Source organism: Achromobacter agilis (assembly GCF_900496965.1).
Taxonomy (GTDB): Bacteria; Pseudomonadota; Gammaproteobacteria; order Burkholderiales; family Burkholderiaceae_B; genus Achromobacter; species Achromobacter agilis.
Genome location: NZ_UFQB01000028.1, coordinates 1 through 24,128, shown reverse-complemented (window position 1 = coordinate 24,128; position 24,128 = coordinate 1). Strand labels below are relative to the sequence as shown.

23 protein-coding genes and 3 tRNA genes are annotated in these 24,128 nt (G+C 65.9%); 7 read left to right on the top strand and 19 right to left on the bottom strand.

Annotation, left to right across the window (positions count from 1 at the left end; translation table 11 throughout):
• Positions 1-27 precede the first annotated feature (27 nt).
• Complete coding sequence (locus AGI3411_RS25455) at positions 28-765, bottom strand: aspartate/glutamate racemase family protein (protein WP_129530100.1); 738 nt, start codon at positions 763-765, stop codon at positions 28-30.
• Positions 766-1,012: 247 nt separating this feature from the next.
• On the opposite strand from AGI3411_RS25455, the gene AGI3411_RS25450 reads away from it, so the two are divergent.
• On the top strand, positions 1,013-1,732 hold the full coding sequence (locus AGI3411_RS25450; RefSeq protein WP_129530099.1) for a GntR family transcriptional regulator: 720 nt from the start codon (positions 1,013-1,015) through the stop codon (positions 1,730-1,732).
• Between the two features lie 70 nt (positions 1,733-1,802).
• Here AGI3411_RS25450 and AGI3411_RS25445 read toward each other — a convergent pair whose 3' ends face one another.
• A complete protein-coding gene (locus tag AGI3411_RS25445; RefSeq protein WP_013392635.1) occupies positions 1,803-2,093 on the bottom strand; it encodes a DUF3579 domain-containing protein in 291 nt (96 codons plus the stop codon).
• A 198-nt stretch (positions 2,094-2,291) separates the two neighbouring features.
• Here AGI3411_RS25445 and AGI3411_RS25440 point away from each other — a divergent pair, with 198 nt between their 5' ends.
• The gene (locus AGI3411_RS25440; RefSeq protein ID WP_129530098.1) at positions 2,292-3,473 is read left to right on the top strand and encodes an aspartate aminotransferase family protein; all 1,182 of its coding nucleotides are present in this window, start codon (positions 2,292-2,294) and stop codon (positions 3,471-3,473) included.
• Positions 3,474-3,529: 56 nt separating this feature from the next.
• Positions 3,530-4,471 (top strand): ornithine carbamoyltransferase, encoded by a 942-nt coding sequence (argF, locus tag AGI3411_RS25435; protein ID WP_129530097.1) that lies wholly within the window; start codon positions 3,530-3,532, stop codon positions 4,469-4,471.
• A gap of 168 nt (positions 4,472-4,639) precedes the next feature.
• Here the strand turns inward: argF and AGI3411_RS25430 are convergent, their stop codons facing one another.
• From AGI3411_RS25430 to AGI3411_RS25415, 4 genes are all read right to left on the bottom strand, one after another.
• Entirely contained in the window at positions 4,640-5,200 is a 561-nt protein-coding gene (locus AGI3411_RS25430; RefSeq protein ID WP_129530149.1) for a DUF4286 family protein, read from the bottom strand.
• Positions 5,201-5,212: 12 nt separating this feature from the next.
• Positions 5,213-5,743 (bottom strand): carboxymuconolactone decarboxylase family protein, encoded by a 531-nt coding sequence (locus AGI3411_RS25425; RefSeq protein WP_129530096.1) that lies wholly within the window; start codon positions 5,741-5,743, stop codon positions 5,213-5,215.
• 4 nt (positions 5,744-5,747) lie between these two features.
• Positions 5,748-6,701 carry a Bug family tripartite tricarboxylate transporter substrate binding protein gene (locus AGI3411_RS25420; RefSeq protein WP_129530095.1) on the bottom strand — a complete coding sequence of 318 codons (954 nt, stop codon included), beginning with the start codon at positions 6,699-6,701 and terminating at the stop codon, positions 5,748-5,750.
• A 71-nt stretch (positions 6,702-6,772) separates the two neighbouring features.
• Positions 6,773-7,639, bottom strand: a complete 867-nt coding sequence (locus AGI3411_RS25415; protein ID WP_208748172.1) for an amidohydrolase family protein — start codon at positions 7,637-7,639, stop codon at positions 6,773-6,775.
• Between the two features lie 96 nt (positions 7,640-7,735).
• On the opposite strand from AGI3411_RS25415, the gene AGI3411_RS25410 reads away from it, so the two are divergent.
• Entirely contained in the window at positions 7,736-8,659 is a 924-nt protein-coding gene (locus AGI3411_RS25410) for a LysR family transcriptional regulator (protein WP_129530094.1), read from the top strand.
• A gap of 81 nt (positions 8,660-8,740) precedes the next feature.
• On the top strand, positions 8,741-10,078 hold the full coding sequence (gene argG / locus AGI3411_RS25405; protein ID WP_129530093.1) for an argininosuccinate synthase: 1,338 nt from the start codon (positions 8,741-8,743) through the stop codon (positions 10,076-10,078).
• A gap of 99 nt (positions 10,079-10,177) precedes the next feature.
• Here argG and AGI3411_RS25400 read toward each other — a convergent pair whose 3' ends face one another.
• The 12 genes from AGI3411_RS25400 to rnr all read right to left on the bottom strand — a co-directional run bounded on the left by AGI3411_RS25400 (position 10,178) and on the right by rnr (position 22,812).
• Positions 10,178-12,106, bottom strand: coding sequence for a potassium transporter Kup (locus tag AGI3411_RS25400; RefSeq protein ID WP_129530092.1), 1,929 nt, complete (start codon positions 12,104-12,106; stop codon positions 10,178-10,180).
• A complete protein-coding gene (locus AGI3411_RS25395; protein WP_244240452.1) occupies positions 12,103-13,218 on the bottom strand; it encodes a sensor histidine kinase in 1,116 nt (371 codons plus the stop codon). Before AGI3411_RS25395 ends, AGI3411_RS25400 begins: the two co-directional genes overlap by 4 nt.
• Before the next feature lie 74 nt (positions 13,219-13,292).
• A complete protein-coding gene (locus tag AGI3411_RS25390) occupies positions 13,293-13,964 on the bottom strand; it encodes a response regulator transcription factor (RefSeq protein WP_129530091.1) in 672 nt (223 codons plus the stop codon).
• A 64-nt stretch (positions 13,965-14,028) separates the two neighbouring features.
• On the bottom strand, positions 14,029-14,514 hold the full coding sequence (locus AGI3411_RS25385) for an ExbD/TolR family protein (protein ID WP_129530090.1): 486 nt from the start codon (positions 14,512-14,514) through the stop codon (positions 14,029-14,031).
• Complete coding sequence (locus AGI3411_RS25380) at positions 14,514-15,485, bottom strand: MotA/TolQ/ExbB proton channel family protein (RefSeq protein WP_129530089.1); 972 nt, start codon at positions 15,483-15,485, stop codon at positions 14,514-14,516. The genes AGI3411_RS25385 and AGI3411_RS25380 overlap by 1 nt, the downstream gene beginning before the upstream one ends.
• A 1-nt stretch (position 15,486) precedes the next feature.
• A complete protein-coding gene (locus AGI3411_RS25375; protein WP_129530088.1) occupies positions 15,487-16,302 on the bottom strand; it encodes an energy transducer TonB in 816 nt (271 codons plus the stop codon).
• Positions 16,303-16,558: 256 nt separating this feature from the next.
• Positions 16,559-16,634, bottom strand: a tRNA-Val gene (locus AGI3411_RS25370).
• A gap of 154 nt (positions 16,635-16,788) precedes the next feature.
• The gene (locus AGI3411_RS25365; protein ID WP_003812968.1) at positions 16,789-17,061 is read right to left on the bottom strand and encodes an HU family DNA-binding protein; all 273 of its coding nucleotides are present in this window, start codon (positions 17,059-17,061) and stop codon (positions 16,789-16,791) included.
• Positions 17,062-17,415: 354 nt separating this feature from the next.
• Positions 17,416-18,096 carry a Fe2+-dependent dioxygenase gene (locus tag AGI3411_RS25360; RefSeq protein ID WP_129530087.1) on the bottom strand — a complete coding sequence of 227 codons (681 nt, stop codon included), beginning with the start codon at positions 18,094-18,096 and terminating at the stop codon, positions 17,416-17,418.
• Between the two features lie 57 nt (positions 18,097-18,153).
• A complete protein-coding gene (locus tag AGI3411_RS25355; protein ID WP_129530086.1) occupies positions 18,154-19,398 on the bottom strand; it encodes a cystathionine gamma-synthase family protein in 1,245 nt (414 codons plus the stop codon).
• Between the two features lie 59 nt (positions 19,399-19,457).
• A complete protein-coding gene (gene rlmB / locus AGI3411_RS25350) occupies positions 19,458-20,195 on the bottom strand; it encodes a 23S rRNA (guanosine(2251)-2'-O)-methyltransferase RlmB (protein WP_129530085.1) in 738 nt (245 codons plus the stop codon).
• Between the two features lie 142 nt (positions 20,196-20,337).
• The gene (gene rnr, locus AGI3411_RS25345; RefSeq protein WP_129530084.1) at positions 20,338-22,812 is read right to left on the bottom strand and encodes a ribonuclease R; all 2,475 of its coding nucleotides are present in this window, start codon (positions 22,810-22,812) and stop codon (positions 20,338-20,340) included.
• 261 nt (positions 22,813-23,073) lie between these two features.
• On the opposite strand from rnr, the gene AGI3411_RS25340 reads away from it, so the two are divergent.
• A tRNA-Leu gene (locus AGI3411_RS25340) sits at positions 23,074-23,158 on the top strand.
• Between the two features lie 113 nt (positions 23,159-23,271).
• Here AGI3411_RS25340 and AGI3411_RS25335 read toward each other — a convergent pair.
• Positions 23,272-23,883 carry a tRNA-uridine aminocarboxypropyltransferase gene (locus tag AGI3411_RS25335; protein ID WP_129530083.1) on the bottom strand — a complete coding sequence of 204 codons (612 nt, stop codon included), beginning with the start codon at positions 23,881-23,883 and terminating at the stop codon, positions 23,272-23,274.
• Between the two features lie 160 nt (positions 23,884-24,043).
• Between AGI3411_RS25335 and AGI3411_RS25330 the strand changes: the two genes are divergently transcribed.
• Positions 24,044-24,128: transfer RNA gene (locus AGI3411_RS25330), tRNA-Leu, on the top strand.

The window sequence follows — 24,128 nt, the reverse complement described above, 5'->3', positions numbered from 1 at the left end:
AGACGGAAAACGGCCCTGCCGTGCGGATCAGCAGACGAGGCTCAGCCGCTGCGCCCGCTCCAGGGATGCCAGCGCCAGCACCTGCGCCAGGGCGGCGCGGTAGGAATCGATGATGGGAACGTCCGGCAGGCGCGGCAGGCTGGGTAGGTAGCCGGCCAAGGCCGCACCGGCCACGATGACGACGTCCGCGCCCTGCTCCACCGCGGCGTCCAGGGCCAGGCTGACCTGCAGCGCCGATTCGGGCGAACGGGAAACGTAGTCCAGCGCATTGCCCGGCAAGGCCAGGATGCCGGCGCAGCGCGATTCCACGCCCAATTGGCGGATCTGCTCGCGCAGCATGCCCGGCCAGCGCCGCCCCACCGTGACGATGGCGTAGCGGTCCCCGCGCTGCATGGCGCTCATGATGGAAGCCTCCGCCATCCCCACGACGGGCACGCCCAGGCGTTCGCGCACCGCACCGATGCCCGGCTCGCCGAAACAGGCAAGCAGACAGGCGTCGAACGGAACGCTCGCCTGCGCGGTCTCGCGCTCGACGATGTCGAGCACGGCATGGGCGGCGATGGCCGCCTCCGCCCGGCTGGCGATGTAGGCGGGGCCGAACTCAGCGGTGACGGCATGGATGTGGGCGGCGTCGCCCAGGAACGTCCTGGCCTGGCCGGCCAGGCTGGCGGTCAGTTCCGACGTGGTGTTGCCGTTAACCACTAGCAGCCGGCAGGGCGAGGCGGCAGGCAGAGGAGCGACGGCGGCTTTGGGCACTGCGGACATGATTGAGCCTCACAATTTGTATACAAACATGAAAGCAATCTTTCAGGCGATCATAATTTTTTGTATAAATTTTTGTATACGATTTATGCACCCAATGTACCCCGTACAGCCACTGCGGCAAGCTATCGCTAACCCTTATCCTTCGTTGTAGTATGCTTGCCAGCACCCTGAAAAATGCGCGCCGGCGCCCATGGCCGGACAATTCCTACACACTGAAAAGCGCGCAGGCATAGGAGCCAACAAAAAGATGACGTCCCCCGAGCCGTCGGCAGATGCACCCGCCAGGAAAGACATCAGCCGCAATGAAATCGTATACAAAAATCTCAGGCGGGCCATCATCGAACAGGCCCTCCTGCCGGGCGACAAACTACCCGAGGACATCATTGGCGAACGTTTCGGCGTCAGCCGGACCATCGTCCGCGGCGTGCTGACGCGGCTGTTCAGCGAAGGCCTGGTGGATTTGCGGCCCAACCGCGGGGCCGCGGTGGCGCGCCCCAGCCTGGAAGAAGCGCACGACATCTTCGAGGCCCGCCGCTGCCTGGAAAGGGACGTAACCCGCCGGCTGCTGCAGCACATCACCGAGGCCGGGCTGGCGCGGCTGGAGCAGCACGTAGTCCAGGAAGAGGAAGCCCGCCAGCGCAACAGCACGAACGAATCCATCCGCCTCTCGGGCGAATTCCATATCCTGATGGCCGAACTGTCGGGGAATGCGGTGTATGCGCGCTACGTGAACGAAATCGTGTCGCGCTGCTCGCTGATCCTGGCCCTCTACGGCCGCCCGCATTCCAGCGAATGCGCGGTCAGCGAGCACCGGGAGATCGTCGCGGGCCTGCGCGCGCGCGACGAAAAGCACGTGCTCCATTTGCTGGAGCACCATCTGGAGGCCGTTACCGCCCGCGCGCTGCTGACCGCCGGCGGCCCGGGCGTGCGCGACATCCGCAAGATCCTGGACCGCTACGGCACCTGAAACGGGCGCGCACAGGCCGGCCCCACAATGAAAAAGCGCCCGGTCGGGGGCGCTTTTCGGTTCTGGGGGCCTAGATTTCGCGTTCTTCCGTCTTGAGGTTGTTGTCGCGGGCGAAATCCACCACGAACTTGTACGCCAGCGGTTCCAGGTCGCGCAAACGCAGATCGACCACGATCCCGCGCACGCCGTCGATCACGACGGGCAGCACATAGGGCGAATAGGTGAGGTGGTTACCGGCACAGCCGGCGGGCCGGAACTGTGCCATTACGCCGGCGAGCCTTTCCGCCCAATCGCTGGGGCGGAAGCGGCTACCGCTTTCGGTAACGCCATGAATTACGAATTGTCTGACGCGAGTTGCCATGAGTTCTTCACTACAGCGCGCCTTTCACGAAAGCCGGATCTTCGGCGTGATCAAACATGCGCCCTGCGCCGCGAATTGTATATGATTGATCCTTTGCCCTCTTTCAAACAGCGCTTTCCCCTGGGAAGCGCGCCTGCGAGAGGGTCCGGTTGCGAGCCTGCCCCGGCTCGACCCGCCATACCCCCAGGAGGATCCGCGATGAGCTCGCCTCTGGCCAATATCTATGCCCGGCTGCCGGTGTCGTTCACGCACGGCCAGGGCGTCTGGCTCTGGGACGCCGAGGGCCGCAAGTACCTGGATGCGTTGGCCGGGATCGGCGTGTCCTGCCTGGGCCACGCCCACCCGAAGCTGGTGGCCGCCATCAGCGAGCAGGCCGCCCGCGTCATCCATACCTCGAACATCTACGAAGTCCCGCAGCAGACCGCTCTGGCTGCCCGCCTGACCGAACTCTCCGGCATGCAGGAGGTCGCGTTCAACAACAGCGGCTCCGAAGCCAACGAGGCCGCGATCAAGCTGGCGCGCTACTACGCCTACCAGCGGGGGAACAAGCACGCCCACATCATCACCATGGACTCGTCCTGGCATGGCCGCACCCTGGCCACGCTCGCGGCCACGGGCAGCGACAAGGCGCGCAAGGGCTTCGAACCCCTGCCCTCGGGCTTCATCCAGGTGCCCTACAACCAGCTGGACGCCGTGCGCGCCGCCGGAGACGCCGAGCCGCGCACGGTTGCCGTGCTACTGGAGGTGCTCCAGGGCGAGGGCGGCATCCGTCCCTCCGACATCGCTTACCTCCAGGGACTGCGCCGCCTGTGCACGGAGCGCGGCTGGCTGCTGATGATCGACGAGGTGCAGTCCGGCATCGGCCGTACCGGCAAATGGTTTGCCCATCAATGGGCGGACATCCGGCCCGACGTGATGACCCTGGCCAAGGGCCTGGCGGGCGGCGTGCCGATCGGCGCCATGCTGGCCGCCGGCCCCGCCGCCGGCGTCCTCACCCCGGGCAGCCACGGCACCACCTTCGGCGGCGGCCCCCTGGTCTGCGCGGCCGGGCTCGCGGTGCTGGACGCGCTGGAATCCGAGAATCTGCTGGACAACGCCCACGCCGTGGGCGCCCACCTGAAAGATGCGCTGGCCAGGGAACTGGCCGGCACGCCCGGCGTCACCGATATCCGCGGCCGCGGCCTGATGCTGGGCATCGAGCTGGCCCGCCCTTGCGGCATCCTGGCCATGCGCGCCATGGAAGCCGGCCTGCTCATCAACGTCACGCGCGACCGCGTCATCCGCATGCTGCCGCCGCTGATCCTGAACCGGGAAGAAGCCGACCGGATCGTCGCCATCCTGGTTCCCCTCATCCGTCAATTCCTGGCCGAACAACCATAATCAACGCCCCGCCCGGGCCACGAGCCTGGCCGGACCCAATGACCTGCGACATCACCATGACTCCTCCCACGACTCAAAACGGCCCGTTGCGGCACTTCCTGCAGTTCAAGGACTTCTCGTCCGCCGAAATCGCCTACGTGCTGGACCGCGCGCGGCTGATCAAGGACAAGTTCAAGCGCTACGAACCCCACATGCCGCTGCACGACCGCACGCTGGCCATGGTGTTCGAGAAGGCCAGCACGCGCACCCGCGTGTCGTTCGAGGCCGGCATGTACCAGATGGGCGGTTCGGTCATCAACCTGACCTCTAACGATTCGCAACTGGGCCGCTCCGAGCCTATCGAAGATACCGCGCGCGTCATTTCGCGCATGGTCGACATCGTCATGATCCGCACGTTCGAGCAGACCCGCATCGAACGCTTCGCCTCGCATTCGCGCGTGCCCGTGATCAACGGCCTGACCAACGAATTCCACCCCTGCCAGATCCTGGCGGACATCTTCACCTACATCGAGCACCGCGGCTCCATCGCCGGCAAGACCGTGGCCTGGGTGGGCGACGCCAACAACATGGCCTACACCTGGCTGCATGCCGCCGAAATGCTGGGGTTCACGCTGCACGTGTCCACGCCGGCCGGCTACGAGCTCGAGGCCTCGCGCATCGGCACGCCGTCCGACAAGGTGCTGCGCCAGTTCAAGGACCCGATGGAAGCCTGCAAGGGCGCCCACCTCGTCACCACCGATGTGTGGACCAGCATGGGCTATGAAGCCGAGAACGAAGAGCGCCGCGCCGCTTTCGCCGACTGGTGCGTCGACGCCGACATGATGGCGGCCGCCGCCGACGACGCCGTGTTCATGCACTGCCTGCCCGCCCACCGCGGCGAGGAAGTCACGGGCGAAGTTATTGACGGGCCGCAGAGCGTCGTCTGGGACGAGGCCGAAAACCGCCTGCACGTGCAGAAGGCCCTGATGGAATTCCTGCTGCTCGGCCAGCTGAAGTAAACCGCCTGCCCCGTCGAGCGTTGCTCGGCGGCGCGGCACGGCAAACCTGGCCCTCTCGCGACGGCCAGGTTTTTTTTGACTGCGCCCGCTGCGGCGCAGCGCGCCCCAGGCCGCGATGGCCTCCGCCACGGCCTGCGGCTGCGCGGGCGCCAGGGCCAGGGCCAGGCGCTACAGGATGCGCTTGAACATCGTGCGGCTCGTGTTGCGAAACGATGGCCGCACGCGGCTGCTCCAGTCGGTGGCGCGCACGGCCAGCCACGGCGGGCTGCCGAAGGTCTCCCGGGTCTGCAGGTCGTAGCAGGCCAGATAGCGCGGCGACTCGTCGCGGCATTCATAGCGCAGCGCGCGCACCGTGCCCGGCACGGAGGCCAGGCCGGGCAGGTGTTCCTGGTCGTACCAGGCGTTCAGGTCGGCCTCGGCCTCGGGCAGCACATCGGTCTCGACGATGTAGTGCCAGGGCGCATCCTGCCCGGCGGATGCGCCCGGCAGGTCCAAGGTCCGGTGCAGCACCCGGACGCGGGCACCCGGCGTCAGCTCGGCCAGGCGGGCTCGAACCTCGGACAGCATCTCGGCCCCTTGCACATACACATAGGTGTCCTCGACATCCAGCGCCGCGAACGCCTTCACGTTCACGCCCGCCAATCCTTGCGTCAGGCGCCCTGCGAGATCCCGCATGCGCGGCCCGTCGAAGCGCTCGCCCAGCGACACCAGCAATACCGTTTCCTGCACCGTCATCTCCTTTCAATGCCCCACGCGCAACGCCACGAGGAAGCGCGACACCATGTTGTACGCCCCGACGGTCGCCGCCAGTTCGACCAGCTGCGTATCATCGTAGCGGGCCCGCAGCGGCGCAAACACCGCATCGGGCACCTCGATGTCGCGCGTCATGGCGTCGGTCAGCGCCAGCACGTCGGCCTCGCCCGGTTCGAGTCCCTCGACATCGGCCGGCGCCGGCCCGGCGCGCAGCGCATCGACCAGCCCCTGGGGCATGCCGGCGGCCAGCGCATGCGGCACGTGCGCCTCGAACTCATAGGGCGCGCGGTTCAAGGTAGCCACGCGCAGGATGATCATCTCCCGCAGGCGCGGCGGCAGCGACGTCTTCTGGCGGATGGCGGTCAACATGGCCTCCCAGCCCTCGACTACGGCGGGACTGTTCAGCAGCACCTGGTACAGCGGCGAAATGCGGCCGCGGGCGGCGGCGATGCGCGCCTCCAGCGCGGCCAGTTCGCCGCGGGTGCCCGGCACGACGGACGCGACTCGGCTTGCGTTCATGGGATCACTCCGGACGGATGTTCTTGCGCTGGATCAGCGCGGTCCATTTTTCGCGGTCGGACGCAATCAGCGCCGCCAGTTCCTGCGGGCTGCCGGGAGCAGCCTGGGCGCCGAACTTCTCCAGGCGGGCGCGCACGCTTTCGGCGCCCAGCGCGGCGCGCACGGCCTGGTTGAGCTTGTCGATGGTGGCCGGCGGCGTGGCGGCCGGCGCCACGATGCCGTACCAGTTGTTGGACTCCACGCCGGGAATGCCCTGCTCGGCCAGCGTCTTGACGTCCGGCAGCAGCGGATGGCGCGTGGCCGCCGCGATCCCCAGCGCCTTCAGCTTGCCGCCCTGGATGTGGCCGATCAGGCCGGGCACGTCGCCGAAAAAGCCCGACACCTGATTGCCCATCACGTCATTGATGACCGGCGCCGCGCCCTTATACGGCACGTGCATCACGTTCGCCTTGCTGGCGTCGGCGAACATCTCCAGCGTCAGGTGCGGAATGCTGCCGATGCCCGAGGATCCAATCGCCACCGATTGCGCGGCCGCCTGCGATTTCTTGACGAAATCCGCCGCGTCCGCCGCCGGGTTGGACGGGTTCACCACGAATACCGTGGCGTTGTTCACCACCTTGGAGACCGGCGCGAAGTCGCGCGCGGGGTCGTACGGCAGGTCCTTGTACAGCGCCGGGCTGATCGCCACCGCGCCCACGCTGGTCAGGAACAGCACCGAGCCGTCGGCGGGTGCCTTCGCCACATAGGCCGCCGCGATATTGCCGTTGGCCCCAGCCTTGTTTTCCACGATGACCTGCTGCTTGAGCTCCTTGCCCAGTTGCTCGGCCAGCACCCGGCCCACCAGGTCCACCGGCCCGCCCGGCGGAAAGGCGATGATGAGGCGCACCGGCCCCTCGGCCCGGGCGGCTCCCAGGGCGGCCAGGCTCAGCAGGCCGGCCGACAGAATTTTCTTGAACATGATGTCTCCTCGTCGAATGGAATGTTCTTATCGATCGCGCGCCGCCGGACGGCCGCCGCGCGGACTGCCACCTACCGGAACCCGTACAGCCTCGCGGGGTTGTCCACCAGGATCTGCCGGCGCAACGCGTCATCCGGGCAGGCCTGGAAAAAAAGATCGACCAATTCGCCGTCGTCGGGCATGTCCCCCGAGACGTTCGGATGCGGCCAGTCCGTGCCCCACAGGCAGCGCCCGGGCAGGGCCTGCGCCAGGGCGCGCACGAAAGGCAGGCCCTCCCCGAACGGGCGGCGGCCGGACGCGATGCGGTCGATGCCGGACACCTTGACCCAGGCTTGCGGCACCTCGGCCAGGCCGAGCAAGGCGCGCATCGCCGGCGAATCCAGCCCATCGGCCGCCTTCACCCGCCCCATGTGGTCCACCACGAAAGGCACCGGCAAGGTTGCCAGCCGCGGTAACAGATCGGGCAGCATCGCGCCGTCCAGATGCAGGCACAGGTGCCAGCCCAGCGGCGCGATCAACGCCACCACATGATCAAATACCGCCGGCTCGGGCGCGCCGCCCAGGTGGGGTACGAAATTGAAGCGCGCCGCGCGCACGCCGCCCTCGTGCAGCAGCCGAACCTGCTGCTCGGTAGCGTCGGCGCCCAGCAGCGCCACGCCGCGATAGCGGCCGCCGCTGGCGGCCAGCGCGTGCAGCAAGGCCCGGTGGTCGGATCCGTGGCAATTGGCCTGCACCACCACCGCGCGCTCCACGCCCAGGCGTTCATGCAGCGCCGCCATGGCCGCATACGGCGCGTCCGGCGGCGTATACGACCGGCCCTCGGCATACGGGAATACGTCGGCCGGGCCGAAGACATGGCAATGCGCATCGCATGCCCCGGGCGGCAGCGCATGGCGGGGACGGGACGGCGTTGCAAGCGGAGGACGGCAATCGGGCACGGCGGCTTCCTATGGGGAAAGTGTCATGCTCCCGGATTGCAGGTGGCCAAACAATGCTATATCTTTGATTTCAGATATAGAAATATTAAATACCCAGTGGACCTCAAGCAGATCGAATACTTCCTGCGGGTGGCGGAACGGCGCAGCTTCTCCCGCGCGGCCGAAATGCTGGACGTGGCGCAGCCCACGCTCAGCCGCCAGGTGCGCCTGCTGGAACTGGAGCTCGGCCAGCACTTGCTGTATCGCAACGGCCGCGGCGCGGAGCCCACCGAAGCCGGCCTGCGCTTCCTGGAACACGCCCGCGCCCTCCTGGCCCTGGCCGAACGCGCCAAGGAAGACCTGCAAAGCCTGCGCGAAACGCCTACGGGCAAAGTGATCGTGGGCCTGCCGCCCCGCATCGCGCGGGTGCTGACCCCGCCGCTGGTCCAGGCCTTTCGCCGCGGCTTTCCCGGCGCGTCCATCGCGGTGGCGGAGGGCCTAAGCGCCCAGGTGCGCGAATGGCTGCTGGCCGGCCGGGTCGACCTGGCCCTGCTTTACGATCCCGCCCCTTCGCCCCAGCTGGCGTACGAATCGCTGTTCCGCGAAGACCTGGTGCTGGTGGCGGCGGCCGGGCATCGCCCCCCGCTGCCCGCGCGGATCGACGTGGCGCAGCTGGGCGACTATCCGCTGGTGGTGCCCAGCCTGCCCAACGCCATCCGCACCTTGGTCGAAAGCGTGTGCCGCGCCCAGGGCGTGCGGCTGACGATCGCGGTCGAAGTGGACGCCGTCCAGACCATCGTCGAACTGGCCGCCCAGGGCGACGCCTACGCGATCCTGCCGCGCTCGGCGGCGCGCGGGCCGGCCGCGGAACACGAACTGTCCCTGTGCGATATCGGCAACCCGGCGATCACCAACGACCTGGTGCTGGCCTGCGCCCGCCATCGGCCGTCCACGCGCCTGGCCACGGCTACCGCGCAGCTGATCCCCCAGCTCGACGTGCCCGCGCTGTTCGCTCCCCGGCCCTCCGCCCAAAAGAGTTAAAATGGCGCTAGTTTTCATGTCTGGCGGCTAGCTGCTGTCAAAGTCTGCTGTCAAAGTCCTGTTGGCGTCTCACCTCAAACAATGACCACTATCCTCCCGAACCTTCCCACCGGCCAGAAGGTCGGCATCGCCTTTTCCGGCGGCCTCGACACCAGCGCGGCGCTCCTGTGGATGCGCAACAACGGCGTCGTCCCCTACGCCTACACGGCGAACCTGGGCCAGCCCGACGAGTCCGACTACGATGAGATCCCGCGCAAGGCCATGGCCTACGGCGCCGAAAAGGCCCGTCTGATCGACTGCCGCGCACAACTGGTCGCCGAAGGCATCGCCGCCCTGCAATCGGGCGCGTTCCACATCTCGACCGCCGGCATTACCTACTTCAACACCACCCCCATCGGCCGCGCTGTCACCGGCACGATGCTGGTGGCAGCCATGAAGGAAGACGACGTCAACATCTGGGGCGACGGCAGCACCTTCAAGGGCAACGACATCGAGCGCTTCTACCGCTATGGCCTGCTCACCAACCCGGACCTGAAGATCTACAAGCCCTGGCTCGATCAGCGTTTCATCGACGAGCTCGGCGGCCGTTCGGAAATGTCGGAATACATGCGCCAGGCCGGTTTCGACTACAAGATGTCGGCCGAGAAAGCCTACTCCACCGACTCCAACCTGCTGGGCGCCACCCACGAAGCCAAGGACCTGGAGCACCTGAACTCCGGCATCCGCATCGTCAAGCCCATCATGGGCGTGGCGTTCTGGCGCGACGACGTGGCCGTCAAGGCCGAAGAAGTCACCGTCCGCTTCGAGGAAGGCCAGCCGGTCGCCCTGAACGGCGTTGAATACAGCGACCCGGTCGAGCTGATGCTCGAGGCCAACCGCATCGGCGGCCGCCACGGCCTGGGCATGAGCGACCAGATCGAAAACCGCATCATCGAAGCCAAGAGCCGCGGCATCTATGAAGCCCCGGGCCTGGCCCTGCTCTTCATCGCCTACGAACGCCTGGTCACCGGCATCCACAACGAAGACACGATCGAGCAGTACCGTGAAAGCGGCCGCAAGCTGGGCCGCCTGCTGTACCAGGGCCGCTGGTTCGACCCGCAAGCCATCATGCTGCGCGAAACCGCCCAGCGTTGGGTGGCCCGCGCCATCACCGGCGAGGTCACCGTCGAACTGCGACGCGGCAACGACTACTCGCTGCTGAACACGGAATCGCCCAACCTGACCTACGCACCCGAGCGCCTGTCCATGGAGAAGGTGGAAAACGCCCCCTTCACCCCTGCAGACCGTATCGGCCAGCTGACCATGCGCAACCTCGACATCGTCGACACGCGCGAAAAGCTGTTCACCTACGTGAAGACGGGCCTGCTGGCCTCGTCGGGCACCTCGCTGCCCCAACTGAAGGACGCCCACAAGAAGTAATCCTTCGGCGGCCTGACGTTAAAAAACCCTTCGGCATGCCGAAGGGTTTTTTCTTTTCCAGGGCGCCGGCGCCGCGCGCCGGGCGCGGCAGGCCTCCGCCTACAGCTCGACCTGCATCCCCATCTCGACGACCCGGTTCGCCGGAATCTTGAAGAACTTCGTGCTGCGGGTCGAATTGCGCGCCATGAAGGAAAACACCGCGCGGCGCCAGCGCCACAACGCCGGCTTCTTCGCCGCCACCACGGTCTGGCGCGACAGGAAATACGACGTCCGCATCGGCTCCAGATCGATTTCCGGATAGGCTTCGGCCACCAGACGCAGCGCTTCCGGCACGTCCGGATCTTCCTTGAAGCCGTAGTTGATCGTGGCCTGCCAGCTGGAGGCGCTGATCTTCTGCACCGTGAAGCGCTCTTCCGGCGACACGTACGGCACGTCCGCCACCAGAATGGTCAGGAATAGCACGTGATCGTGCAGCACCTTGTTGTGCTTCAGGTTGTGCAGCAGGGCCGGCGGCACGTTCCCGGAATTCATGGTCATGAAGATGGCGGTGCCGGGCACGCGCGACGGCGGATACTCCTCAAGCTGCGCCATGAATTCCTTGAGCGGCTGGCGGTCCCTCTGCTGCATCTCGGACAGCAGCCGGCGGCCGCGGCGCCACGTCATCATCAGCGTGAACACCACGATCGCCACCACCAGCGGCAGCCAGCCGCCCTCGTGGATCTTGAACACATTGGCCGAGAACAGCAGCACATCGAACAGCAGCAGCATGCCCAGCACCACGAACCACATCATCCGCTTCACGCCCGTGCTGCCTCGCGGCAGCACCGCGAAAGCCAGCACCGAGGTCGTCAGCATGGTGCCCGTGACCGCGAAACCGTAGGCGGCGGCCAGGTTGTCGGAATTGCGGAACAGCAGCACCAGGACCAGCACCGCGCACAGCAGCAGCGCGTTGACCTGCGGCAGGTAGATCTGCCCTTTCTCGATCGCCGAGGTGTGCAGGATCTGCATGCGCGGCCAGAAGCCCAACTGCACCGCCTGGCGGGTCACCGAATACGCGCCCGAAATCACCGCCTGCGACGCCACGATCGTGGCGATCGTGGCCAGGGCAACTAGCGGCGCCAGCCCCCAGTCGGGGGCCATCATGAAGAACGGATTGCGGATGGCTTCGGGATCGCGCAACAGCAGCGCGCCCTGGCCGAAATAGCACAGCGTCAGCGCCGGCAGCACCATGCTGAACCAGGCCCTGCGGATCGCCGGACGGCCGAAATGGCCCATGTCCGCGTACAGGGCCTCGGCGCCCGTCAATGCCAGCACCACCGCGCCCAGCAGCACGAAGCTGATCCAGGGGAACTCGATGATGAAGCGCAGCCCCCACATGGGATTCAGCGCGGCCAGCACCTCCGGCGTCTGCCAGATCTGCCAGCCGCCCAGCGCGGCCAGCGTGCCGAACCAAAGCAGCATCACCGGACCGAAGAGCTTGCCCATGGCGCCCGTGCCGTGCGACTGGATCACGAACAGCGCCACCAGCACCACCAGCGCGATCGGCACGACCCAGTTGTCGAGCTGGTGCGACACGATGCCGATCCCTTCCAGCGCCGACAGCACAGAGATCGCCGGCGTAATCATGCTGTCGCCGTAGAACAGCGCGGCGCCGAAGATCCCCAGCACGATCAGCACCCAACGCAACTTGCCTTCGCGGGCGCGCACCGCCAGCTCCAGCAGCGCCAGCGTGCCGCCTTCGCCGCGGTTGTCGGCGCGCAGCACCAGCGTCACGTACTTGAACGACACCACCACCATCAGCATCCAGAACAGGATGGACAGCACGCCCAGCAGATGCGGCGGCTCCAGGTCAGTGTGCACGCTCAGGCCCGTGAGACAGGCCCGCAGCGTGTACAGGGGGCTGGTGCCGATGTCTCCGTACACCACGCCCAGCGCCCCCAGGATGAGCGCCGCCCGCGACGATGGCGCATGCGCGCCGCTTGCGTGGGCGACGTTCGGGGTGGGAGCGCCGGCTGTATCCTGGCTCATGATGTGGGTTCTTGACGGGTGAGTTGGGCCCCTTTTCGAGGGCCGGGAAACACGACGGATAGCCGTGTGCCGGAAAAATCGGGGCGGCTGGTGAGCTTCCACCAGGCGCCATGCGCGTGCGCGATCTCGCGCACGATGGCCAGGCCCAGGCCCGAGCCCCCTACCGTGGCGCTGGGCGAACGATAGAACGCCTCGAACACGCGGTCGCGCTCTTCCGGAGGTATCCCCGGCCCGTCGTCCTCGACGGTCAGGGAAGGCGGATTGGCGCCCACGATCAGCGTGATGCGGCCCGTGGCGTTGCCGTAGCGCAAGGCGTTGTCGATCAGGTTGCCCAGCAGTTCCGCCAGCAGCAAGGGATCGGCGTCGATCCAGATAGGCGCGTCGGGCGCCACCAGGTCGAGTTCGTAGCGCGCTTCGCGCACGCGCGGAAACCATTCGGCGCCATGCGCCCGGACCCATTCGCACAGGTCGATGCGCACGAAGCTGTCTTGCGGACGCGCGTTGGGATCGGCCCGCGCCAGCACCAGCAACTGCTGGCCCAGCCGGATCATGCGGTCGCTCACCGCCTTGATGCGTTCCGCCCTCGCCCGCACATCGTCGGGCAGGGGCCGGGCCAGCATCAGCTCCGACTCCAGCCGCAGGCCGGACAAGGGGGTGCGCAGCTGGTGGGCCGCGTGGCCGATGAAGCGCCGCTGCGCCGCCAGCGAAGCGTCCAGGCGCAGCAGCAGGTCATTGGTATGCGTCACCAGCGGCTCGATCTCTACCGGCACGCCCGCCACTTCCAGCGGCTGCATGTCGTCGATGGAACGCTGCCGGATCTCCTCGGACAGGTGGTTGACGGACCGCAGGCCCGAGCGCACGCCCTGCACCACTACCCAGGTGAACAAGGCGATCAGGGCGATCTGCCCCACCACCATCAGCCAGAAGAAGTCCTCAAGCATCCAGAGCGACATGTCGATCTTGTGCGTGATGACCCAGGTTGCGGCCAGGTCCAGCAGGACGAGCAGCAGGATCGGCGGCATCAGCCGGATGACCAGATGCCGCGCAAGCGAACGGGAGGGAAGTAAGGGGCGCGAAGCCGGGGGGGCGTTGGGAGTGCGTTCCTGCGTCATGACGCGATGCCCTTGCTCAGGCGATGGGATGCGCTCGGCCGGCATGTGGCGGCCGCCGGCGGGCCGTGAAGCCGTCAGGCCGTTTCGACATCCAGCATGTAGCCAAAGCCGCGCACTGTCTGGATGCTGGCGCCCGTGCCTTCGAGGCGCTTGCGCAGGCGGTACACATAGACTTCGACGGCGTTTTCGCTGAAGTCGGCATCCCAGGCGGAAAGCGAATTCACGATCTGGCGCTTGGCCACGACACGGCCCACGCGGGCCATCAGCATTTCCAGCACAGACAGTTCGCGCACGGACAACGACAGGCGCTGGCCATTGGCGCGGACTTCGCGTCCGACGGTGTCGAACACCAGCGGGCCCACTTCGATCAGGGGCTGCGCCTGTCCGGCGCGGCGGCGGCCGAAGGCGCGCACGCGCGCCGCCAGCTCGGGCAGTTCGAAAGGCTTGGTAACGTAATCGTCCGCGCCGGCGTCCAGGCCGGCGACGCGGTCGTCGATGCCGTCGCGGGCAGTGAGGATGAGCACGGGAACCTGATTGCCGTCCTGGCGCAATTGCCTCAGGACGTCCAGCCCGCTCATGCCCGGAAGGTTGAGATCAAGCAGCAGCAGATCGTACGGCTGGCCTGCCAGGGCGCCCAGGACACGGTCGCCTTCGGTCAGCCAGTCGACCGCATAACCCTGGTCGGCCAGGAATTCCTGGAGCGCATGGCCCAGGGTGGTGTCGTCTTCGATTACCAGAACTCGCATGCCGCGATTCTAGCGCGATCCCGGCCGAAAGGGGGCGCGAAGTGCGCCCCCGGCCGGAATTCGTTCAGCGCGCGGCCGGAGCCGGGGCGGCCCCAGCCGCGGCGGGCGCCGCTTCGCCCGCGGGCGCGCCGCCCGAAGGCGGGGTAGTGACGAACCCGATGCGCGTCATGCCCGAACGGCGCGCCGAAGCCATGACCTTGGCCAGCGTTTCGTAGCGGGTGTTCTGATCGGCGCGGATGCGGATCTCGGGCTGCGGCTTGGTGCCGGCGATCGATTTGAACCGGTTGGGCAGGTCGTCGATATTGACCGGCTTTTCATCCCAGAACAGTGCGCCGCTGGCGTCGATGGCCAGGTCGACCGTCTTGGGTTCTTCCTCGATCTGCTCCGCGGCCACCTGGGGCATGTTGATCTTGATCGAGTGCGCCAGCAGCGGCGCGGTGATGATGAAGATCACCAGCAGCACCAGCATGACGTCGATCAGGGGCACCATGTTGATCTCGGAAACCGCGTGGCTTCCAGACCCCTTTCCCTCGAAGCTGCCAAAGGCCATTATTCGCTCCCGCGTTGGGCGCCGCCGTTCTGGCGGCGCAGGGCACGCACCTTGCCATCGGACAGTTCAACCTGCTGGCCGGTGGTCAGGAAGGCGAACAGGTCATGCGCGAAGGCGTCCAGGCGCGACAGGAACACGCGGTTGTTGCGCACGAAAGTGTTGTACGCCAGCACCGCAGGGATGGCAACGGCCAGGCCCAGGCCGGTCATGATCAGCGCCTCGCCGACGGGGCCGGCGATGCGGTTGATGGTCACGCCGTCGGACAGGCCGATGCCGACCAGCGCGTGGTACACGCCCCAGACCGTGCCGAACAGGCCCACGAAAGGCGCCGTCGAACCCACCGAGGCCAGCACGGTCAGGCCGTTTTCCAGCTTGGCGGTTTCTTCGTCGATGACCTTGCGCATGGTGCGGGTGACGAAATCGGAATTGCTGCCGGACTCTTCCAGCTTGGTCGCGCCGAATTTGTTGTGATGCGCCTGCGCGTGCATGGCATGGCTGGCCAGGTGCGAGAACGGATCGCGCGCGCCGTGGGTCACGATTTCGTTTTCAACCTGCTCGAGCGAGCTGGCGTTCCAGAACTTGTTCAGGAAGTCCGCCGCGCGCTTGCGCATGGCGACGTTGCTGGCGGCCTTGACCAGGATCAGGTACCAGGTCACCAGCGACATCAGGATCAGGATGACGAACAGGGTCTTGCCCACGAAGTCGCTTTGCGCGACGAAGTGCAGGAAGCCCATATCGGGCGTGGCGATGGGGGCCGGCGCAGCGGGCGGCAGTGCGGCGGCGGCGCTGTGCAGCGCGTCGGCCGACTGCTGGAGCACGCCTGCGGCCTGCTGGGTGGCTTCGCCGACCGCCGAGGCGGCTTGCGGAGCCGCAGGCGCGGCCGCTGCGGCGGCGGGCGCGGCGGCCGCCGGCACGGCCGGGCTGGTAGTCGCCTGCGCCACCAGGGTGGCGCTATGCAATGCGTTGGACATCTCAGTTCCTCATGACGAAATCGAACGGAATTTTGGCTTTGGCGGGATAGGCCACGCCATTACGGGTATAAGGCTTGAAACGGCCCTTGCGGGCGGCGGCCAGCGCGGACTCATCCAGGCGCGAGAAGCCCGAAGACGAATCGATGGTTGCGCGCTCGACCAGCCCCTGGGTATTGATCTCCACCAGCACCACCACCCTGCCCTCTTCGCGCATGCGGCGCGAAGCCATAGGGTAATTCGGCATCGGGCGCGCGCCCTGGAATTCGATGCTGGACACCAGCACCGGCTGGTCGGGCGGCGGCCCTTGCTGCGGCCCCTGAGGCGCCTGCGTGCCTTCCGGCGCGCCGCTGGGCGGCGTCTGCTGGGGCGGCGTTTCGGGCTTGACCTCCTGCTTGACCTCTTGCTTGGGCTGGGGTTTGGGCTTCGGTTTGGGTTTCGGCTTGGGCTTGGGCTTGGGCGCCGGCATGGGCGGCTTTTCAACCACCGGCTCGGGTTCGGGTTCCGGTTCGGGTTCCGGCTTGAGCTCGGGTTCCGGTTCGGGCTCGGGCTCGATCTCGGGCTGCGGTTCGGGGGGCGGTTCCGTGACCGGCTGCGGTACTTCAGGAGTGGGTTCGGCCTTGGCGATCTGGGGGATGGGCGCGTCCACCACGCTCACCATGATCGCCTCCGGCTCTTCGAGCTCGGGACGGTTTTCCGGCGCCATGAAGATGGCGCCGATCACCGCAGCATGAAGCGCGAGAACCGCGAGGCCAGCGCCTGCGCGTATACCGAATGAAGACCGCGAAGAAGAATTCCAACCGCGTTGAAGACTAGGCATGAATCAGCCAGGGTGCATTGACTTATCCGGCCTGCGGAGAAAGACGCGCACGCCAAGGCGGCGCCGGCTGGCCGGTACAAGCCAATAATAATATCTTAAATGCGAATGATTCGCACGTTCTATTTCGTCTGAAACCGCGCAACACTGCTGATCAAGGTCAAACCGGATGCGACAAAATGGCCGGAAATAAGGGACGCGCAAAACAAAAAACCCGCCACGGCGACGTGTGCGGGTTTTCTGCGTAATGCAATGCTTTTGGTGGGTGCTACAGGGGTCGAACCTGTGACCTACGCCTTGTAAGGGCGCCGCTCTACCAACTGAGCTAAGCACCCTTTCTGATGCAGCCTCAAGACGAAATTCGCGAAAATCCGTACAAGCAACTGCCAACCGGGGCACTCAAAAGCAATACGCGGGCCGGAGTATACCGGACCGCGCACTTGTCGGCAAATCGCGAGGAACCACGCCCTGCGACCTGCCTGCCGCCCATTAGTTGACGGCGTCCTTCAGGGCCTTGCCCGGACGGAACTTCGGCACCTTGGCCTTCTTGATCTTGATGGTTTCGCCCGTGCGCGGGTTGCGGCCGGTGCGAGCGGCGCGGGCCGACACGGCAAACGTACCAAAGCCAACCAACGTAACCGTACCGCCCTTCTTCAGGGTGGTCTTGACGGCACCGATCAGGGCGTCGAGCGAACGGCCGGCAGCAGCCTTGGAGATGTCGGCCTTGCTGGCGATGTGATCGATGAGTTCGGTTTTGTTCATGCAGGTGTACCCCTCACAAGGTGTGGAGTCTGCCGGAGGTGCAGTCCATGGCCGTCATGATTGGACGCCACGAAAGACGCAAGACCCGACAAACGACGAACAGACAGTGGATAAACTTTTTTCTTGCGCTGCAAAGCACAACTTTTAAACTGCTGCGCCGCTTAGGATCCAATGGCAAAAAGCCTTCGAATCGTCAGCGACGCAGAGGTGTATTAGGCCTTGGCGTGGCGCGGCTGTCAAGCGAAAACCTCACCATAACCCGCGCCAATACTAGCTTTTGGCCGTTTTCGCAATAAACAGAAACGCGCAATTCGGCGTTTGCGCGACACTGCGTTACGACGCATCAATGTTGCGTCAGACGTCGGCCCATCGACGCAGCAAATTGTGATAAATCCCGGTCAACTGCACGATGGAGGGATGCCCCGCGGCATCCTGGTTCAAGCGCTGGATCGCCACGTCCATGTCCAGGAGCAAGGCGCGCTGGCTGTCTTCGCGCACCAGGCTTTGCATCCAGAAGAAGGACGAAACGCGCGCGCCGCGCGTGACCGGGTTGACCTTGTGCAGACTGGTGCCGGGATACAGCACCATATGCCCCGCCGGCAGCTTCACCGCGCGCGGACCGTAGGTGTCGTCGATGACGAGCTCGCCGCCGTCGTAGGTATCGGGTTCGGAGAAGAACAGCGTGGCCGACAGATCCGTGCGCACGCGCTCGGCGGTGCCGGCGATGCCGCGCACGGCATTGTCCACGTGATAGCCGAAAGCCTCGCCGCCTTCATAGCGATTGAAGAGCGGCGGAAAGATCTTGCGGGGCAGCGCCGCCGACATGAACAGGTTGCTGCCGGCCAGCCGCTGCAGGATCAGGTTGCCCAGCTCCTGGGCGAGAGGATGCTGCTCGGGCAGTTGGCGATTGTGCTTTACCTCGGCGGACTGGAGGCCAGCCGTTACTTTGCCGTCCACCCAATCGGCCGCATCCAGGCGGCGCCGGATGTCCGCGGCTTCTTCACTCGTGAAAATTTCTGCTATCTGTATGAGCATAAGCCCCACCCCGTTTGCGTTGCGCACGCGCGCGGCGTCGGCCGCGCGCGTGCAGCATTATCCGTTCAGACAGCCGTTGAGCGCCTGATCGAAATCAAACAGCAAATCGGCTTCGTCCTCGATGCCCACCGACACGCGGATGAGGCTGTCCGCGATGCCCATCTGCTTGCGGCGCTCGGCGCCCATCTCGTAATAGATCGTGTGGGCGGCGGGCAGCGCCAGGCTGCGGGTGTCGCCCAGGTGAGTGGCCATGAGCACCACGCGCAGACGGTTCAGGAAGTCGAAGCAGTTCACGCCGTCGGCCAGCTCCACGCCCAGCAAGCCGCCGAAACGCGAACCGAACAGCGCCGCCGAGCGCGCATGCTGCGGGTGGCTGGCCAGGCCGGGATAATGCACCTTGGCCACGCCGGGGTGTTCTTCCAGGAAGCGCGCCAGCGCCAGCGCGTTGGCGCAGTGCTTGGCCATACGCAGGGCCAGCGTCTCGGCGCCCACCGCAATGCGGTGCGCGGGTTCAGCCGCCAGCGTTCCGCCCATGTCGCGCAGGCCCTTCTTCTTGATCTGGGTGAGGCCCCAGCCGGTGGCCGGCCCCTTGCGATAGGCCTCATAGATATTGGCATAGCCCGACCAGTCGTACAGGCCGGTGTCCGTGACCGCGCCGCCCAGCGCGTTGCCGTGGCCGCCGATGTACTTGGACAGCGAGTTCATCACCAGCGAAGCGCCCACGGAGGCGGGGCGGAACATCCAGGGCGAGGTCAGGGTGTTGTCCACGACGTAGACCAGGCCCTTCTCGCGGCAGATCTCGCCGATCACGGCCAGGTCGGCGACCTGCGTGCCCGGATTGGCGATGGTCTCGGTGAAGACCATGCGGGTGTTGGGCTGGATGGCGGCGCGCACCTGCGAGGAGTCCGTCGCGTCCACGAAAGTGATCTCGACGCCCAGTTCCTGCAGCGTGCCGAAGAGGCTGTTGGTATTGCCGAACACGTACTGGCTCGACACCAGGTGGTCGCCGCGGCGCAGCAGCGTGGTGAAGATGGCGGCCAGCGCGGCCATGCCGGTCGCGAAGCTGACCGTGCCCTTGCCGGCTTCCATCTGGCTGATCTTGGCTTCCAACGCGGTCGTGGTGGGCGTGCCCTGGCGCGCGTAGGTGAAGCCCGCCTTGCCCTGGAACACGGCAGCGAGTTCGCGCGCGTCGTCGTACGCGAATTCCGACGACGGATGCATCGGCTTGTGCACCGCTCCGTGCTCGACGGATTGCTTGCGGTCGGAATGGAGGATAGTGGTGGTAAAGCCGTTCTCGTGCATGATGGGCGGAAGCGATAAGAAAAAGAACTGCTGTCTAGCAGGGAGTCGTAGCAGACGGATCAGGGCCGGCGCTGGCGCACGGTTTCATACAGGCAGACGGCGCTGGCCACGCTGACGTTCAGGCTTTCGACCGAACCCAGCATCGGGATGTTGACCAGTTGGTCGCAGGTTTCGCGCGTCAGGCGGCGCATGCCCTCGCCCTCCGCCCCCATGACCCACGCCATCGGCTGGCGCGCATCGATCTGGTGCATGCTGTCGGTGGCCTGGTCATCGGTGCCCACCAGCCAGACGCCGCGGTCTTTCAGGCCACGCATCGTGCGCGCCAGGTTGGTCACCATCAGGTAGGGCACCGTGTCGGCCGCGCCGCAGGCCACGCGCTGCACCGTCGCGTTCAGGCCGACGGCCCGGTCGCGCGGCGCGATGACCGCGTGCACGCCGGCGGCGTCGGCGGTGCGCAGGCAGGCGCCCAGGTTGTGCGGGTCGGTCACGCCGTCCAGGATCAGCAGCAGCGGCGGGCCTTCGATCACGTCGAGCACCTCATCCACGTCCACCGCCAGTTGACGCTCGTCCGCCAGCGCCACCACGCCCTGGTGGCGGGTGCCGCGGGCCAGGCCGTCCAGGCGCTCCATCGGCACCGGATGCAGGCGGCGGCCCGCTTTTTCGGCCTGCTCGATGAACGCCTGCATCCGCTTGTCGCGGCGCGATGCCTCTACATAGATTTCCCTGATCGATTCGGGGGCGTGGCGCAGCCGCGCGACAACCGCGTGAAACCCGGCCAGAACTTGGGTCGACGCCATAAATGCAATACCTTTAGATAAACGAATACCCGCCCCAGAGCGGGGCGGGCCACCGGACCAGGCCGGCAATAAATGCAATGTTACCCCTTATGGCTCGCCGTATGGCTCGGCCGCCAAACGACGGCCTGGCCATAAAAGGGAATCAATGGCGCTTGTGCGCGGCCTTCTTGGCGGGCGCCGCCCGCTTCGATGCCTTGGGCGCCCTGGGCGGCTTGCTGGCCTTCTTGGCCTCGGCGCGCCGCTCCTTGGCGGTCTGGCCTTTCAGGGCGGCCGGCTTCGGGGAAGCCGCCTTTTTCACGCGGCGCGCCGGCTCGTCGGGCCCGCGGGCAGCCGCCTTGCGCAGCGCATCGAAGCTCGTGCCCTGCACCAGGCGGAACTCGATGCGGCGCGCCTCCAGGTCCACGCGCGATACCTGCACCTGCACCTTGTCGGTCAGGCGGTAGCGCATCCCCGTGCGTTCGCCGCGCAGTTCGTGCAGGGCGTCGTTGAACTGGAAGTACTCGCCGCCCAGTTCCGAGACATGCACCAGCCCTTCGACGTGCAGCGTGTCCAGCGTGACGAAGATGCCGAAGCTGGCGACGCCGGTGACGGTGCCGCTGAAGTCTTCGCCCACGCGCTCCTTGACGAACCAGCACTTGAGCCAGGCTTCGACGTCGCGCGAGGCCTCGTCGGCGCGGCGCTCGCTGGCCGACAGGACCAGGCCCATCTTTTCCCAGATGGCGTGCTCATGTTCGCGCTGGGTGCGGCCGATGACCACCGGCTGGTCGTCCAGGCTGGGAATGTAGCGCTGGCCAGCCAGCAGGGCCTTGATCACCCGGTGCGTCAGCAGGTCGGGATAGCGGCGGATCGGCGACGTGAAATGGCTATAGCCCGGGTACGCCAGGCCGAAGTGGCCCATGTTGTCGGGGCTGTAGACGGCCTGCTGCATGGAGCGCAGGCACATGGTCTGCAGCAGCTGGTAGTCGGGGCGTCCGCGCACCGATTCGAGGAAGTCCCCGTAATCCTTGGCGGTCGGCGTATCGCCGCCGCCCAGCGACAAGCCCATCGTGCGCAGGAATTCGCGCAGCGACTGCAGGCGTTCCGGCGTGGGGCCTTCGTGGATACGGTACAGGCCGGGATGCTTGCTGCGCGTCATGAAGTCGGCCGCGCAGGTGTTGGCGGCCAGCATGCACTCTTCGATCAGCTTGTGCGCATCATTGCGCACGGAGGGCACGATCTGTTCGATACGGCCGAGCTCATTGCAGACGATCTTGGTCTCGACGGTGTCGAAGTCGATGGCGCCGCGCTTCTTGCGCCCCTGCGAAAGCAGTTGGAAGAGTTCGTACAGATGCTGGACCTGCGGCATCACGCTGCGCATGGCGTGCGCGGCCGGGCCGCCGGGCTGCTGCAAGGCGGCCCAGATATTCGTATAGGTGGTGCGCGCATGCGAATGCATGACCGCGTTGTAGAACTGATAGGCGGTGACGGTGCCGGCCTTGGCGCCGCTGGCCGGGATGACCATGTCGCAGACCAGCACCAGGCGGTCGACGTCCGGATTCAGCGAACACAGGCCATTGGACAGGGACTCCGGCAGCATCGGAATGACCCGGCGCGGGAAATACACGCTGGTGCCGCGTTCGATCGCGTCGTCGTCCAGCGCATCGCCCGGGCGTACGTAGTGGCTCACGTCGGCGATGGCCACCAGCAGGCGCCAGCCGGGACGCTTGCGTTGGCCCGTGCCCAGTTCGACGGGTTCGCAATACACCGCATCGTCGAAGTCGCGCGCGTCCTCGCCGTCGATCGTGATGAGCGGCACGTCGCGCAGGTCGATGCGGTCCTTGAGATCAGCCTTGCGGACCACGTCCGGCAGGCGCGCGGCCTGCTTGCGGGCGGCTTCCGAAAACTCGACGGGCACGTCGAACTTGCGCACCGCGATCTCGATTTCCATGCCGGGATCGTCGATCTCGCCCAGGACCTCGGCCACACGGCCCAGCGGCTGCGTGTGGCGGGTCGGCTGCTCCATGATTTCCACCGCGACCACCTGCCCATGCTGGGCGCCATTGGTGTCGCTGGGAGGAATCAGGATGTCGTGCTTGATGCGCTGGTCTTCGGGCACGACGATGGACAGCCCGTGCTCATGCAGGAAGCGCCCCACCAGTTTATTGGTGCGGCGTTCGATGACCTCCACGATGGTGCCTTCCGGCTTGCCTCGGTATTCGCCCGCGGGCTTCACCAGCACGCGATCGCCGTGCAGCACCTTGAGCATTTCGCGCGGCGACAGGAACAGGTCGGGCCCGCCGTCGTCGCGCAACAGAAAGCCGAAGCCGTCGCGATGACCCAGCACCTTGCCGGCGATGAAGTCCAGTTTGGTGGCGAGCAGCAGCACGCCCTTGCGATTGGGCATCAATTGCCCGTCGCGCTCCATCGCGCCCAGCCGGCGCTCGAACCCCACCATCGTTGCCGCGCGCTCGATGCCCATGCGCTCGGCCAGCTCCACCGGAGACAACGGCGAGCCCGCGGCACGCAGCGCTTTCAGGATGGCTTCACGAGACGGTACATCAGGGTCGAAGTCCGGCGGCGCTTCGGGCAAGGGTGTTGATCTGTTGTTATTCGATTCGTTATTCGATCGTTTTGCCAAAGCTAAAATTTCCGTATATAATGCGCAGCTTCTGTGGTTCGCCCAAGGCTGAACACTGAAGCAGAAAATGGTCAGAAGGGATTAAACGAGATCTAAAGAGATCTAAAAACTCGATCTGAAATTCGATGTGAATTCGGATTGTAAGGTCGGGATTGTAAATCCAACTGCACCCTGAATGCATATATTTAGTTAATGTATTTTAACTAAACCGATGCAACCAGAGCCGCAGCGTATCACATCATTCTGACAGTATCTCTCAGTGCCCAGGTGGCGGAATTGGTAGACGCGCATGGTTCAGGTCCATGTGCCGCAAGGTGTGGAGGTTCGAGTCCTCTCCTGGGCACCACGGAATTTTAATCAGGACAGTGCATTTCGTCCTGGTGGCAACGGCTGAAGCGCCCCGAAAATCGCAAGGTTTTCGGGGCGTTCGCTTTTCCGCCCCCCTTCCCTTTCTTTCCTTTAACGCCACGGCACCTTGCGGTTCAAGTGGTGCCGCGCGTAAAGATCAGCGCCCATCCCCTCGATCTGCCCATCGATCAATGCTTCGAACGGCTTGAGCAAGGCATCGAAATTGCGCGGCGCCTCGAGGGCGTTCAACGCATGCGTCACGGCTTCGATCGTGGACAGCGCGCCAGGCACGTCGGCGTGGCGGACCCGGTAGCGCGTGGACAACCCGGCGGGCAGCATCACGCGTGGCAAAGCCGCCAGGCCGGGGTTGATGTGCAGCAGCTTGCGCGCATGCCCCCAGGTGCCGTCCGGCACGATCAACTGTATGGGCATGGCCAGATCCTGGCCGTAACCTGGCGACAGCACCTCGGCGTCCTCGCCGGGAAACAGCAGGCGCGGCGCGTAGCCGGGCGCCGCCCAATCCTCCTGCGAAAAATACTCGCCCACCACGCGGCGCGAGCCGGCCAGCCCCAGCACCGCCAGCCGCGCCGTATTCAAGGCATGGCGCGCCTCGCTGGGATGCTGAAGCACCACCACGCGAGTACGGCAGGCAAGCGAGGGAATCAGCGCGCACAGGCAGTGCGATAGCGGGCGCAGGCAGCGCGTGCAAAGAGGACGAGACATGGGGCGACACTATATCGAAAGTCGAAAGCAGCCCGGCTCCAAATAAAAGTGAAAAAAATGCCACACGACTTGCACACTTTCAAAAAAGTATGCATAATCTCATTCCTCTGCTGCTGAACAAGAAACAACGCGAAAGCGAAGCGACAAGTGAAGCGACAGCGCCCAGGTGGCGGAATTGGTAGACGCGCATGGTTCAGGTCCATGTGCCGCAAGGTGTGGAGGTTCGAGTCCTCTCCTGGGCACCA

Excerpts from the sequence above, each read along its gene's own strand:
- AGI3411_RS25455 (WP_129530100.1), bottom strand. The coding sequence starts at position 765 with ATGTCCGCAGTGCCCAAAGCCGCCGTCGCTCCTCTGCCTGCCGCCTCG.
- AGI3411_RS25450 (WP_129530099.1), top strand. The coding sequence starts at position 1,013 with ATGACGTCCCCCGAGCCGTCGGCAGATGCACCCGCCAGGAAAGACATC.
- AGI3411_RS25445 (WP_013392635.1), bottom strand. The coding sequence starts at position 2,093 with ATGGCAACTCGCGTCAGACAATTCGTAATTCATGGCGTTACCGAAAGC.
- AGI3411_RS25440 (WP_129530098.1), top strand. The coding sequence starts at position 2,292 with ATGAGCTCGCCTCTGGCCAATATCTATGCCCGGCTGCCGGTGTCGTTC.
- argF (WP_129530097.1), top strand. The coding sequence starts at position 3,530 with ATGACTCCTCCCACGACTCAAAACGGCCCGTTGCGGCACTTCCTGCAG.
- AGI3411_RS25425 (WP_129530096.1), bottom strand. The coding sequence starts at position 5,743 with ATGAACGCAAGCCGAGTCGCGTCCGTCGTGCCGGGCACCCGCGGCGAA.
- AGI3411_RS25420 (WP_129530095.1), bottom strand. The coding sequence starts at position 6,701 with ATGTTCAAGAAAATTCTGTCGGCCGGCCTGCTGAGCCTGGCCGCCCTG.
- argG (WP_129530093.1), top strand. The coding sequence starts at position 8,741 with ATGACCACTATCCTCCCGAACCTTCCCACCGGCCAGAAGGTCGGCATC.
- AGI3411_RS25400 (WP_129530092.1), bottom strand. The coding sequence starts at position 12,106 with ATGAGCCAGGATACAGCCGGCGCTCCCACCCCGAACGTCGCCCACGCA.
- AGI3411_RS25395 (WP_244240452.1), bottom strand. The coding sequence starts at position 13,218 with ATGACGCAGGAACGCACTCCCAACGCCCCCCCGGCTTCGCGCCCCTTA.
- AGI3411_RS25390 (WP_129530091.1), bottom strand. The coding sequence starts at position 13,964 with ATGCGAGTTCTGGTAATCGAAGACGACACCACCCTGGGCCATGCGCTC.
- AGI3411_RS25385 (WP_129530090.1), bottom strand. The coding sequence starts at position 14,514 with ATGGCCTTTGGCAGCTTCGAGGGAAAGGGGTCTGGAAGCCACGCGGTT.
- AGI3411_RS25380 (WP_129530089.1), bottom strand. The coding sequence starts at position 15,485 with ATGTCCAACGCATTGCATAGCGCCACCCTGGTGGCGCAGGCGACTACC.
- AGI3411_RS25375 (WP_129530088.1), bottom strand. The coding sequence starts at position 16,302 with ATGCCTAGTCTTCAACGCGGTTGGAATTCTTCTTCGCGGTCTTCATTC.
- AGI3411_RS25365 (WP_003812968.1), bottom strand. The coding sequence starts at position 17,061 with ATGAACAAAACCGAACTCATCGATCACATCGCCAGCAAGGCCGACATC.
- AGI3411_RS25360 (WP_129530087.1), bottom strand. The coding sequence starts at position 18,096 with ATGCTCATACAGATAGCAGAAATTTTCACGAGTGAAGAAGCCGCGGAC.
- AGI3411_RS25355 (WP_129530086.1), bottom strand. The coding sequence starts at position 19,398 with ATGCACGAGAACGGCTTTACCACCACTATCCTCCATTCCGACCGCAAG.
- rlmB (WP_129530085.1), bottom strand. The coding sequence starts at position 20,195 with ATGGCGTCGACCCAAGTTCTGGCCGGGTTTCACGCGGTTGTCGCGCGG.
- AGI3411_RS25335 (WP_129530083.1), bottom strand. The coding sequence starts at position 23,883 with ATGTCTCGTCCTCTTTGCACGCGCTGCCTGCGCCCGCTATCGCACTGC.